Below are 12,125 nucleotides of genomic sequence, written 5' to 3'. Positions count from 1 at the left end.
TGTGAGATGGACGGGTTCTATCGCGGCATCGAGACGAGTCTCCTCGCCTTCAGCCTCGTGCTCGGGCTCGGCGCCCTGGTCCTGTCCGACCGCGCGCTGCCGCGCCCGGCCGTGACCCAGCTCGCGGTCACGCTGCCGATGATCGCGGTCTCGGCGATGCCCTGATCCGGCACCGCGCGAAAGACCGCGCCCCGCGCTCAAGGATTGCTGATCGGCCGGCCCCTTGACTGCAACCCTTCCGGCCCCTCGCGACTTAACAGTCCAAGACGACAGCGCACGCCGTCGCATGATCCCGACATGTTGAGGGCACGTCCGCCAGAGGATGTGCGAGCGAGAATTTTCTCATGACAGCGAATCGACTGCACGTGTCCGTGCTGGCCGGCACGGTTCTCCTGATGGGCGCCGGTTTCACGGGCGCCCTCGCTCCCGCCGCCCTCGCCGCCCCGGTCGCCAACCCGGGTCCGGACAAGACCTCCGCCGCCTCCGCCGCCGTCACGCCCGTGGCGGCCGTCACCGAATCGGAGGACGAGGCCGTCAATTGCAGCCGCTCGCGCAAGCGCCTCTGGGTCGATGGCGAGGGCTGGATCGTCCGCCGCGTCACCACCTGCCGCTGAGGCCGGCGCCGCGGCCCGGACCCACCGCCCGCGACCACCGGACGACCCGACCCTGCCGCGCGGCAGGGTTTTTCGTTGGGCTCCTGCCGCGCGGCAGGGTTTTTCATTGGAAGTGCTGCCGCAAGGCAGGGGGTCGACCGGAGGGAACCGGGGCTGGCGCGCGACGGGGTCTCATCCGGGACGACGGTGTCCCGGGGCCAGCAGGGCTTGCCACGGGGGCGCCCGGTCCTCCGGTCGCCGTCGCGGAGACCGTCCCCGAGCCCCTTGCCCGGTCGGTCTGGCCCGGCCCATCCTGCCAAGCCGTCTTCCTAAGCAGTCTTCGACGTTGGCGGCGGACCGGATGTCCGGAACGACGGGATGTCGGTGCCGGTTCTCCTCGAAATCGGCCAGCGCGGGAGTCCGGCGTCGCATGACCACTCGATCCAAGGTGTCGCCCTCCGGGCTCGTCTCGCTCCGTCTGGCCGGCCTCGCCGGTTCCCTGATTCTGTGCGGCCTCGCCGGCACGGCGCAGGGCCAGGATCTGACCTACGGCCGGTCGGTGTCCTACGAATCCGGTTACGAGGGCGGCTACGGCGGCCCGCTGATCCGCGGCGACTATGTCGGTGCGCCGCTCACCCGCGTCCCGCGCCCGAGTGAACTCGTCCCCGGCGCCTGGGGCTACGGCACCTACGGCATCCCGACGCTGGCGGGCATCCGCAGCGCGCCCGCCGGCACGCCGACGGTCTACGTCATCGATGCGCCGCGCTCCGTCGCCCGGGCCGCTGCCCCCGGCCGGTCCCGGGTGCTGACGCGCAACCGGCAGGACCGCTGGTCCGCCGCCCCCGGGGACGCGCGCGTCCAGGGCGGCGGCAGGGCCTTCCAGGCGCAGGGCGGCGGCGTCCCGGCCGCGCCGCCCGCCGAGATGAGCGGCGGCGCCCGGGTCGTCCCGGTCCGGGTCTCCCACCGCTGAGGCGCTCGCGCCGCGACGGCGTTCCGGCCCGGACGGGCTTTCGCAAGCATTAATCAATTGGTGCCATCCTGATCACCAGAACCGTGAAGGTGATCAGGCCGCGCCATGCATATCGTCCTCGTCGACACCAGTCGGGTCGTCCTCAAGATGATCGCGGCCGTCCTCGAACCCAACGGCCACACCGTCTCAGCCTTCACGGACTCCACGGAGGCCCTGGACTTCGTCGAGAACACCGCCTCGGTCCGGGTGCTGATCACCAGCCTCGAGGTCCGGCCCCTCGGCGGCCTGGAGCTGTGCTGGTCCGCCCGCCTGCTGGCGGAGGCCAACCGCCCCCTCTACATCATCACCATGTCGTCGGCCCGGAACGCCCGGAACCTCGCCGAGGCCCTCGACAGCGGCGCCGACGACTTCATCGAGAAGCCGCCGGGACCGGAGGAACTGCATGCCCGCCTGCGGGCCGCCGAGCGCCTCACCACGATGCAGAGCGAGCTGATCCGCCTCGCCGACACGGATTCCCTGACGGGGCTCCTCAACCGGCGCGCCTTCCTCCAGAAGTCGCGCGACGCCGCCGAGCGCGTGGGCGACCACGGCAGGATGTCGGCCATCCTCCTCGACATCGATCATTTCAAGCGCATCAACGACGAGTACGGGCACGATGTCGGCGACGCGGCCATCCAGGCCGTGTGCCGCGAACTGGCGGTGGACGGCATCGTCGGACGCCTCGGCGGCGAGGAGTTCGGCATCATCCTGCCCCACCGCTCCGGCAGCGACGCCGAGGTTCAGGCGACCCGCCTGCGCCGCGCGATGGAGGCCCTGCGCATCCGCGGCGGCCGGGTGCCGATCCGGCTGACCTGCAGCTTCGGCGTCAGCGAGTGGACCGAGGGCGACACCATCGAGGGGCTGATCAAGCGGGCCGACATCGCCCTCTACGAGGCCAAGACCACCGGCCGCAACCGCGTCGTCAGCGCCGCCTCCGACCTCGTCCTGGCCCGGGCCGGCTGAGCCGCGACCCTGTCTCGAATCGGGGATCGCTCCGGCGGCGCCCCTGTGCCGTTGCGGAACGCCGCCGCGGCGGGCCCGGTCGACCGGCCGCGGGCGTTTACCAAGGTTCTGCCGAATTAACCCTGCCGGATTCCCAGTCTTCGGGGAATCGCGGTCGAATCCAGCCCGAGTCTTGTCCGCGACCTGCGGGCGATGTGCTGGAGTCCCGCCGAGTAAAGCCCTGGAACGGAACTTGATCTGATCCCCGGAAGAAACGCTGCGGTGTGTCGCGGTGGGACAGTGGGGAGTTCAGCGGCATGCATGACGCCGTGGGAGTATTGATCGTCGGCGAGCCGCTCGGGCCCGAATCCGCCTTTCGCGCCGTCATCGAGCACGAGCCGCGCCTGCACACCCTGAGCGAGGCGGAGCTTCCGCACGGGCCGGACCGCAAGGTCGCCCTGATCTTCGTCGGAGCGGAGCCCGAGCCCGACCTCGACCAGCGGATCGCGGCCCTGAAGGGGCGGGCGCCGGGCCTCGGCGTCCTGGTCGGCTTCGAGGTGCTGCGGGCCGATCTCGTGACCCGCCTGATCGAGGCCGGGGCCGACGCCTTCATCGCCCGCTCGGCGCCGGCGCGCGCCATGTGCACGGCCCTCCTGGCCCTTGCGGCGGGCGCGGCCGAGGCGGCCTGGGACGCGCCGGCCGTCGTGCCGGTCGCCGACGGCCTGACGCCCCGGGAGGCCGAGATCCTGCGCTTCCTCAGCGCCGGCTTCAGCAACAAGGAGGTGGCGCGCCGCCTGAACCTCAGCGTGCGCACCGTGGAGACCCACCGCCTGAACCTGCGCCGCAAGACCCAGACCGGGCGTCTGAAGGACCTCGTCGCCCTGGCCCGCCATCTCGGTCTCGCCCCCGTGGTCGATGCCGGCCCGGTCCGGGTGCAGGGCGCCGACCGCGGCCGCGGACACCACCCGAGCGAGTCCCTGGCCCGGCTCTGAGCCGGGCCGCGTCGCCCCGCGGGTGGGGCACCAGGACGGGGCGAGTGGATGTCGGGACCCGTCAGGCGGGATTCAGGCCTTCGTTGACCGCGGACAGGGGACGCTTGGGCTTCTGCGCCACGTCGCCGCCGCGCATGGCCTCCTCCAGCGGCTCCGGGCCCTTGCGCAGGAGCTTGGCGAGATAGTAGCTGCCGAAGCCGAAGATGAACGCGTAGGCGATCAGAAACGCCACCAGCGAGGTCGTCACGGCGTTGACCGTGAGCGGCGAGTGGGCGTCCGCCGTGCGCAGCTGCCCGTAGACGATGTAGGGCTGGCGCCCGATCTCGGCGGTGAACCAGCCGAACAGGACGGCGCCGAAGCCGGACGGCGTCATCAGCATCGCCGCGTTGAGGAACCAGCGGTTCGTGTAGAGCGTGCCGCGCCAGCGGAGATACAGGCTCCACAGGCTCAGGCCCAGCATCGCCATGCCGATCGCGACCATGATGCGGAACGAATAGAACACCGGCCAGACCGGCGGGCGCTGGTCGCGCGGCACGTCCTTCAGGCCCGGCACCACACCCGAGAAGTCGTGGGTGAGGATGAAGCTGCCCAGCCGCGGGATGCCGATCTCGAAGTCGTTCTTCTCCGCCGCCATGTTGGGGATCGCGAAGAGCAGCAGGGGCATGTTGTCCTGCCGGTCCCAGTTCGCCTCGATCGCCGCGAGCTTGGTCGGCTGCAGCTTGAGCACGGCGAGGCCGTGGGTGTCGCCGACGAAGATCTGGATCGGCGTGAAGATCACCGCGAACCAGAGCGCCATGGAGAGCGAGAGCCGGGCGCCCGCCACCTTCTCGGCCGGCTCCTTGCGCGCCCGCAGGATCATCCAGGCCGACATGCCCGCCACCGCGAAGGCCGTGGTGAGGAAGCAGCCCAGCACCATGTGGGCGTAGCGGATCGGGAAGGACGGGTTGAAGATCACCTTCCACCAGTCGGTGGCGATGGCCCGGCCGTTCTCGACCACGAAGCCGTCCGGCGTCTGCATCCAGGAATTGGCCGACAGGATCCAGAAGGCCGAGATCAGGGTGCCGATCGCCACCATGCAGGTCGAGACGAAGTGCAGGCGGTCGCCGACCCGGTCCCAGCCGAACAGCATGATCCCGAGGAAGCCCGCCTCGAGGAAGAAGGCCGTGATGACCTCGTACTGGATCAGCGGCCCGAGCACGTTGCCGGTGAAGTCGGAATAGCGCGACCAGTTGGTGCCGAGCTGGTAGCTCATCACGATGCCGGAGACGACGCCGAGGCCGAAGGAGACCGCGAAGACCTTCACCCAGAACCGGTACAGGTTCCGGTACATCGGGTTCCCGGTCCAGAGCCACTGCGCCTCCAGCCGGGCGAGGAAGCTCGCCAGCCCGATGGTGAAGGCCGGGAAGATGATGTGGAACGCCATGGTGAAGCCGAACTGGATGCGCGAAAGCAGAAGCGCGTCGACGTCCATGGCGAACCTCGTCCGATACGGGACCCGGAATCGGGAAACCCTGGAACGGCTATAGCGTGAAGACGCCGGAGCTGCATCCGGTTCGCGAATCGCGATGGGGTCGCACCGGCCCCCGGGGCGTCAGAGCCGCGGCAGCAGGCGGCGCGGCGCGCGGGCCAGGGTCGCCACCCCGAACAGGCCTAGCGCCACCACCCCCGTCAGGCCGGCCACCAGGAGGTCGCGGTCGCGGCTGGTCCAGTAGGCGCGGCGCGTCGACCTGGTCCGGTCCGAGAAGCGCCCGTCGATGCCGACATCGCCCGGGATCGGCGCGAACAGGTTGCCGGCCTTGTCGGGGGCGGGTGCGTCGGTGAGCTGGGCCGACCACATCGTGGCGGCCTTGGAATCGGCGTAGCCCGGCATCAGGGCCTGGGCGGCGGCCATCATCACCGTGCTGTGCCCGACCCAGACCTCGCGGCTCGGCTTCTCGGCGGTGGCGACGATGGCCTCGGCGCAGAGGCGCGGATCGTAGACCGGGTCGGGGGCGTACTGGCCGTGGCCGGTGCGGTTGCGGGCCCAGTCGAATTGCGGGGTGTTGACGGCCGGCAGGTAGACCACGCTCAGGGAGACGTCCACGCGGTCGTGGATCAGCTCGGAGCGCAGGGCGTCGGTGAAGCCCGAGACCGCGAACTTCGCCGCGCAATAGGGCGCCTGGAGCGGGGCGGCGCGGATGCCGAGGCCGGACGAGACCTGGATGATGGCGCCGCGGTTGCGCGGCTTCATGTGGCGCAGGGCCGCCAGCGTGCCGTAGACCTGACTCAGGTAGGTCGTCTCGGTGACGCGCCGGTACTCCGCGGGCGTGATCCGGTCGGCCGGGTTGACGATGGTCGCCATGGCGTTGTTGACCCAGGCCCGGATCGGCCCGAACTCGCGCTCGATCCGCGCGGCGGCGGCATCGATCGCCTCGGCGTCCGCCACGTCGGCCGAGATCGCCAGGACGGGACGGCCATAGGCGATCAGGGCGGCCTCCGTGTCGCGCAGGCGGCCGGCGTCGCGGGCGATGACCGCCACGGCCCAGCCCCGCCGGGCGAAGAGATGGGCGGTGGCGAGCCCGATTCCGGCGGTTCCCCCGGTGACGACCGCGACCTTCATGATGTTTCATCCTCGGTGAGCGCCTGGCGCCAACGGGTTCGGGGGCGACCTGGTGCCGGCGGGGATGCGTGCCCAAACGACACGGGGGACGAGGCTCAGCGAAAACCCTCCCCCGCAAAGGGGGGGAGGGGCCTTTCCGCGCTGAACCGAGGCGGGCCGGAGCTGCGACTCAGGCGGCCTGACCCTGCCGGGATTCCGATGCCTTCGCGCTCCGCTTGCGCGCCGCCGTCCCGGCCTTCCTGGCCGCCCCGGCATTCGACAGATCCCGGCCCTTGCCGTCCTTCACACCGGCGAGGCGCGCCTGGAGCAGGCCGAGCACGGCGGCCTCCTCGGGCTTGAGCCCCTGGAGATCCGCGCGTAGCTCGTCCTCCACCGCGTCCTTGATCTGCAGCAGGAGGGCGCCCTCGAGGTAGCAGTCGAGCACCTGGGGGTGGATGTAGCACTTGCGGCAGATGGTCGGCGTGTTGCCGAGCCGCGCGGCGACGCCCTCGATGGCCGCGCGCAGGTTCTTCTTGGCCTTGGCCTCGCTGTCGAAGGCCTCGAATTCCTGCAGCGCCAGGGCCGCCAGCACCGTGCCGGCCCAGGTCCGGAAATCTTTTGCCGTGATGTCCTGGCCGGTGATCTCGCGCAGGTAGGCGTTGACGTCCGCCGAGGTCACGTCGCGCACGGTGCCGTCGGCGTCGCGGTACTGGAACAGCTCCTGGCCCGGCAGGTCCTGGCAGGCCTTGACGATGCGGGCGACGCGCCGGTCCTTGAGGCCGAGATCCCAGGTCTTGCCGCTCTTGCCCTTGAACCGGAAGGTAAGCTCCGAGCCTTCGATCCGGGCGTGCCGGTCGCGCAGGGTGGTGAGGCCGAAGCTCTTGTTGGTGCGGGCGTAATCGTCGTTGCCGACGCGGATCAGCGTGGTCTCCAGGAGGTGGACCACGGTGGCCAGCACCTTTTCACGGGGAAGGTCGCGCCGGCTCATGTCCGCATCCACGCGGGCGCGGATCGCCGGGAGCGCGTCGGCGAAGGCCATGACGTGCTCGAACTTGGTGAGGTCGCGGGCGGCGCGGAAATCCGGGTGGTAGCGGTACTGCTTGCGCCCCTTGGCGTCGCGGCCTGTCGCCTGGATGTGGCCGTTGGCCCGGGGGCAGATCCAGACGTCGGTATAGGCCGGCGGGATCGCCAGGGAGCGGATGCGCGCCAGGGTCTTTGCGTCCCGCACCGGCTGGCCCCGGGCGTCGCGATAGGCGAAGCCCGTCCCGCTCTTCCGGCGCGTCAGCCCCGGCATGGCGTCGTCCACGTAGCGCAGGCCCGCCTCCTCGGCGGCGTCGCGCGGGTCGGCGACCGTGCCTTCTTCGTCGCGCGCCGTGGCCATGCTGGCTCCCGTCCCTGTGATGACTCGTTGGCCGTCAACGGGGCCGCGCCATGCGCTGTTCCGGGCGGGGCGTGCTACATCCGGTCCGATGGATAACCCCGCTCCCGGCGGCGCGCCCCGCCGCCTCGTCCTCCTCGCCCCCGACGATGCGGGCTTCGCGGCCCGCTTCCTCCCCCTGGTCGCGACGGCCCGGGCCGCCGGGCTGGCCGCCACGGTGGTGACGCGGGTGGATGCGCATCGCGGGGCGATCGAGGCGGCGGGCGCCCGGGTCGTGCCCTTCGCGCTCGGGACCTCGCGCATCAACCCGATGGCGGCGGGCTACGGGGCGGGGCAACTCGCCGGCATTCTCAAGGCCCTGGAGGCCGACCTCCTGCATGCCATCGGCCTGCGGGCGATCGTGGTCGGCGGCACGGCGGCGGCGATGTCGGGCATCGCGGCGCGGATCTACCAGCCCGACGACCTCGCGGCGCTGGGCGCCCGCACCGATGCCGCCGGGCGCCTGACGCGCTTCGGCCTGCGCCAGGCCCTGCGGGGGCCCCTCGCCACCCGGGCCACCCGATACCTCTGCGAGACCGCGGCCGATGCTGCCGCCCTCGGCCTCGACCCGGCCGATACGGCGCTGGCGCTCGTGGATGCGGACGGGCTCGGAGCCGCCGCCGCGACGCTCTACGGCGAGTTCGGCCGGGCATGAGCGCGAAAACCATGACGCCTTCCGCCGATCCCCTCGCCTTCATCCGGGCCAACACCCGGCTGCGCCCGGTGCCGCACGCGCCCGAGATCGTCCTGCACGTGGCCGACGAGGCCACCGAGCTCTGGCAGAAGACCGAGGACGAATTGTCGGCGATCGGCCTGCCGCCGCCGTTCTGGGCCTTCGCCTGGGCCGGCGGGCAGGCGCTCGCCCGCTACGTCCTCGACAATCCCGGTCTCGTGGCGGGGCGCCGGGTGCTCGACTTCGCCTCGGGCTCGGGCCTCGTCGCCATCGCGGCGGCGCGGGCCGGCGCGGTCCACATCACGGCCAGCGACCTCGATCCCTTCGCGATCCCGGCCATCGGCCTCAACGCGGCGGCCAACGGCGTCGCGGAGCGGATCGAGGCGGTGTCGCGGGACCTCATCGGCTCCGATCCCGGCTCGGCCGTGGTGCTGGCCGCCGACATCTTCTACGAGCGGGACCTCGCGGCCCGCGTCACCGGCTGGCTCTCCGGCCTGCATGCCCGCGGCGCCACCGTGCTGGTGGGCGATCCCGGCCGCTCCTACCTGCCCCGCGACCGGCTCACCGAACTCGCCACCTACGCGGTGCCGGTGAGCCGCTCCCTGGAGGATGCCGAGATCAAGCGCAGCAGCGTCTGGCGATTCCGTATCTGAGCCGGCTCAGAACCGGCCGCGGCGCTGCGCGTCGAGGCTCCAGGGACCGGCGCCGGCGGCGGCGAGGTAGAGGAAGACGAAGCAGAACAGGATCGCGGCATCGCCCCCGTTGAGCGCCGGGAACGGGCTCTTGGGGTGGTGGGCGATGAAGTACGCGAAGGCCATCTGGCCGGAGAGCAGGAACGCCACCGGCCGGGTGAACAGGCCGAGGATGATCAGCGCGCCGCCCAGGGTCTCCAGGATGGCGGCGAACCACAGCAGCGACAGCATCGCGGGGCCGGCCCCGCCGCCCATCCGCACGGGAAAGCCGAACAGCTTCTGGGTGCCGTGCTCGAGGAAGAGCAGGCCGGCCACGATGCGCAGGACGCTGAGGAGGCGCGGGGCCCAGGTCGTCGAGAGGCTGGCGAGGGACATGGGCGATGGGTCTCCGGCGGGACGGGCGCGCGGACGGCGCCCGCGCGATCCCGCCGAGCCATACCGCGCGGCACCGGACGGGGCGAGCCTCCACGGGCAACGGCGCGGGGATATCGCGCGCCGCCGCAGGTCCCGTTGCAAATCCCGTTGCGGGTCCCGTCACATCCCGTCGTCGAAGTCCGGCGGGCCGAGGCGGCGCCAAGCGGCGGCGATGCGCTCCGGCTTGGTGTCGAGGGCCTCGGCGCAGGCCAGCAGCGTGGTCTCGTCACTCATGATATGATCGAGGATGCCCGCCAGGAAGCCGGGGTCCTGCGCGCTGGCCCGCAGGGTCTCGGGCGTCGCCCCGGTGGCGTTGAGGAAGGCGAAGAGGCGCTCGTCGTCGGTGGCCATCCAGGCGAGCGCCGCCAGGGCCACGCCCTCGGCGGAATCGTCTCCGCCAGTGGGTTTGCGTTTCGTCAACATGTATCCGCTAAATCTCCTGAGGCGGGGCATGCGTCGAACGACAATGGGCCGTCCACGCACCGGGAACAACGGGCCATGAAGAAGACCGTGCTCATCGTTGAGGACAACGAACTCAATATGAAGCTCTTCAACGATCTGTTGGAGGGCCATGGCTACGCGACGCTCAAGACGGCCAACGGCATCGAGGCGATCGAGCTCGCCCGGACCCACCGCCCCGACCTGATCCTCATGGACATCCAGCTTCCGGAGGTCTCCGGCCTCGAGGTCACGAAGTGGCTCAAGGAGGACGACGACCTCAAGGCCATCCCGGTGATCGCGATCACGGCCTTCGCCATGAAGGGCGACGAGGAACGCATCCGCGAGGGCGGCTGCGAGGCCTACCTGTCGAAACCGATCTCGGTGGCGAAGTTCCTCGCCACCGTGCGCCAGTATCTCGGCGACGCCAGGACAGCCTGACCCGCCCGCCTCGCTCATCGCCTTCCCGATGGCCCGTAGTACGACCCTGTGCGAGAACCGATGTCGGCCCGAATCCTGATCGTCGATGATCTCTTTCCGAACGTGAAGCTCCTGGAGACGAAGCTCTCCATGGAATACTTCGACGTTCTGGCGGCGATGAACGGCCCCGACGCACTGACGATCTGCGAGAAGGGCCTCTGCGACCTCGTCCTCCTCGACGTGATGATGCCCGGCATGGACGGGTTCGAGGTCTGCCGCCGGCTCAAGAGCAACCCCAACACGGCCCACCTGCCGGTGGTGATGGTCACCGCCCTCGACCAGCCCTCCGACCGCCTGCGCGGCCTCGATGCGGGCGCCGACGACTTCCTGACGAAGCCCATCGACGACACCGCCCTGTTCGCCCGCGTGCGCAGCCTGGTGCGCCTGAAGGCGGTGACGGACGAGCTGCGCTCCCGTGCCGTGGCCTCGCGGGATTTCGGCATCGGCGACCCCCTGGCCCTCGCGGCGGCCGAGACCGGCCTCGATGCCTCGATCCTCCTCGTGGAGGACCGCCCCGGCTCGGCCGACCGCCTCGCGGCGGCGCTGGGCCAGCACCACACGCTGATGGTGGAGGCGGACCCGCACAAGGCCCTGGTGCTGGCCGCCGAGGGCAGCTTCGACCTCGCCCTGGTCAGCCTCGACATCCAGGGCTTCGACGGCCTGCGCCTGTGCAGCCAGCTGCGCTCCCTCGACCGCACCCGCCTGATGCCCGTGATGATGATCGCCGAGGAGCACGACCGCGCCCGGGTGATCCGGGGCCTCGAATTCGGCGTGCACGACTACCTGATGCGGCCGGTGGACCGGAACGAGCTCGTGGCCCGGGTGCGCACGCAGGTGCGCCGCCGCCGCTTCTCGGAGGCCCTGCGCGGCGCCGTCCAGGCCTCGATGGAGCTCGCCGTCACCGACGGGCTGACGGGGCTGCACAACCGGCGCTACCTCGACAGCCATCTCGGCGCCCTGTTCGGCGAGGCGGCCCTGCGCAACCGCCCGGTGGCGGCGCTGATGCTCGACATCGACCGCTTCAAGGCGATCAACGACACCTACGGCCACGAGGCCGGCGACGAGGTGCTCAAGGCCTTCGCGGAGCGCATCCGTACCCATACGCGCGGCATCGACATCGTGGCCCGCTACGGCGGCGAGGAGATCGTCATCATCCTGCCGGATGCCGAGGCCGAGGGCGCCTACGCCATCGCCGAGCGCATCCGCGAGCGCATCGAGGCGGTGCCGTTCGCGATCCAGCGCGACACCCGCACGGTGCCGGTGACCGTCTCCATCGGCGTGGCCTGGCGCCGGGCCGAGGATGCCGGGCCGGCCGACATGCTCAAGCGCGCCGACCTCGCCCTGTACCGGGCCAAGAGCACCGGCCGGAACCGGGTCGAGGCGGCGGCGGCCTGAGAGCCCGGCCGGAGGCAGGGCCGCCGGCGGCGGGGCCGCTACTGCAGCTGGTGGCCCTTCTTGGCCATCTCGGCGCGCACGCGGACCATGATGTATTCCGAGACGTCCTGGGTCCAGGTCTGCATCGCCTGGACCATCTCGTCGAGCACCTGCGGCTGGGTCTCGACGTAGCGCTTGCCGGCGGGCGAGCGGAAGAAGGTCGCGATCTCGTTCAGCTCGGCCTCGGACAGGCGCGAGGCGTAGATCCGGGCCGCGGTCTCGATCATCGCCTGCTTCTGCAGCTCCATCTCGGGCTCCAGGGAGGTCAGGACCGTGTCGAGGTCCTTGGTGATCTCGGGCCGGGTGACGGCGCCCTGGCGGATGCGGTCGCTGAAGGCGGGGATGATCGAGTCGAACGACCGGGCGATGCCGGAATTCAGCATGACCTCGCGGGCGAGGGCGAGGTGGTTGGCCGAATAGGCCGGACTCTGCGCGGCGGGGGTGCTCGGGGCCGGCGCGGGGG

Annotated in this window: 15 protein-coding genes; 9 read left to right on the top strand and 6 right to left on the bottom strand. The window is 71.2% G+C overall.

Translation table 11 applies throughout. The features are described from left to right. Window positions 1-6 precede the first annotated feature (6 nt). The 5 genes from AC3WLN_RS15750 (at window position 7) to AC3WLN_RS15730 (ending at window position 3,536) form a co-directional block, all read left to right on the top strand. A complete protein-coding gene (locus AC3WLN_RS15750; protein WP_463772435.1) occupies window positions 7-165 on the top strand; it encodes a hypothetical protein in 159 nt (52 codons plus the stop codon). Between the two features lie 179 nt (window positions 166-344). After that, window positions 345-614: a hypothetical protein gene (locus AC3WLN_RS15745; RefSeq protein ID WP_492482739.1), complete on the top strand. Its 270-nt coding sequence runs from the start codon at window positions 345-347 to the stop codon at window positions 612-614. 409 nt (window positions 615-1,023) lie between these two features. After that, on the top strand, window positions 1,024-1,563 hold the full coding sequence (locus AC3WLN_RS15740; RefSeq protein WP_492482737.1) for a hypothetical protein: 540 nt from the start codon (window positions 1,024-1,026) through the stop codon (window positions 1,561-1,563). Window positions 1,564-1,668: 105 nt separating this feature from the next. Next, window positions 1,669-2,565, top strand: coding sequence for a diguanylate cyclase domain-containing protein (locus AC3WLN_RS15735; RefSeq protein WP_492482735.1), 897 nt, complete (start codon window positions 1,669-1,671; stop codon window positions 2,563-2,565). 296 nt (window positions 2,566-2,861) lie between these two features. Continuing rightward, on the top strand, window positions 2,862-3,536 hold the full coding sequence (locus AC3WLN_RS15730; protein WP_492482733.1) for a helix-turn-helix transcriptional regulator: 675 nt from the start codon (window positions 2,862-2,864) through the stop codon (window positions 3,534-3,536). A gap of 61 nt (window positions 3,537-3,597) precedes the next feature. On the opposite strand, the gene AC3WLN_RS15725 is transcribed toward AC3WLN_RS15730, so the two are convergent. From AC3WLN_RS15725 to AC3WLN_RS15715, 3 genes are all read right to left on the bottom strand, one after another. Then, window positions 3,598-5,007 (bottom strand): cytochrome ubiquinol oxidase subunit I, encoded by a 1,410-nt coding sequence (locus AC3WLN_RS15725; RefSeq protein ID WP_492482731.1) that lies wholly within the window; start codon window positions 5,005-5,007, stop codon window positions 3,598-3,600. A gap of 120 nt (window positions 5,008-5,127) precedes the next feature. Next, the gene (locus AC3WLN_RS15720) at window positions 5,128-6,135 is read right to left on the bottom strand and encodes an SDR family oxidoreductase (RefSeq protein ID WP_492482729.1); all 1,008 of its coding nucleotides are present in this window, start codon (window positions 6,133-6,135) and stop codon (window positions 5,128-5,130) included. Window positions 6,136-6,304: 169 nt separating this feature from the next. Continuing rightward, on the bottom strand, window positions 6,305-7,495 hold the full coding sequence (locus AC3WLN_RS15715) for a DNA topoisomerase IB (protein ID WP_492482727.1): 1,191 nt from the start codon (window positions 7,493-7,495) through the stop codon (window positions 6,305-6,307). A gap of 88 nt (window positions 7,496-7,583) precedes the next feature. On the opposite strand from AC3WLN_RS15715, the gene AC3WLN_RS15710 reads away from it, so the two are divergent. Together AC3WLN_RS15710 and AC3WLN_RS15705 are read left to right on the top strand one after the other, a co-directional pair. After that, entirely contained in the window at window positions 7,584-8,186 is a 603-nt protein-coding gene (locus AC3WLN_RS15710; protein WP_492482726.1) for a hypothetical protein, read from the top strand. A gap of 11 nt (window positions 8,187-8,197) precedes the next feature. Further along, window positions 8,198-8,857, top strand: a complete 660-nt coding sequence (locus AC3WLN_RS15705) for a class I SAM-dependent methyltransferase (RefSeq protein WP_492482724.1) — start codon at window positions 8,198-8,200, stop codon at window positions 8,855-8,857. Between the two features lie 6 nt (window positions 8,858-8,863). Here the strand turns inward: AC3WLN_RS15705 and AC3WLN_RS15700 are convergent, their stop codons facing one another. After that, the gene (locus AC3WLN_RS15700) at window positions 8,864-9,271 is read right to left on the bottom strand and encodes a DoxX family protein (RefSeq protein WP_492482722.1); all 408 of its coding nucleotides are present in this window, start codon (window positions 9,269-9,271) and stop codon (window positions 8,864-8,866) included. A 159-nt stretch (window positions 9,272-9,430) separates the two neighbouring features. Then, complete coding sequence (locus AC3WLN_RS15695; protein WP_492482720.1) at window positions 9,431-9,733, bottom strand: DUF3572 domain-containing protein; 303 nt, start codon at window positions 9,731-9,733, stop codon at window positions 9,431-9,433. A gap of 75 nt (window positions 9,734-9,808) precedes the next feature. Here AC3WLN_RS15695 and AC3WLN_RS15690 point away from each other — a divergent pair, with 75 nt between their 5' ends. Beyond that, window positions 9,809-10,189, top strand: coding sequence for a response regulator (locus AC3WLN_RS15690; RefSeq protein ID WP_492482718.1), 381 nt, complete (start codon window positions 9,809-9,811; stop codon window positions 10,187-10,189). A gap of 60 nt (window positions 10,190-10,249) precedes the next feature. Further along, window positions 10,250-11,623, top strand: coding sequence for a PleD family two-component system response regulator (locus AC3WLN_RS15685; RefSeq protein ID WP_492482716.1), 1,374 nt, complete (start codon window positions 10,250-10,252; stop codon window positions 11,621-11,623). A 38-nt stretch (window positions 11,624-11,661) separates the two neighbouring features. On the opposite strand, the gene AC3WLN_RS15680 is transcribed toward AC3WLN_RS15685, so the two are convergent. Continuing rightward, window positions 11,662-12,125: DUF2059 domain-containing protein (locus tag AC3WLN_RS15680; RefSeq protein WP_492482714.1), on the bottom strand; the 464-nt coding region annotated here is incomplete at its 5' end.

This window comes from Methylobacterium sp. FW306-05-D, from assembly GCF_058782155.1.
Note: the sequence above shows the minus strand (reverse complement) of the source record. Positions and strands in the feature narration are given on the sequence as shown.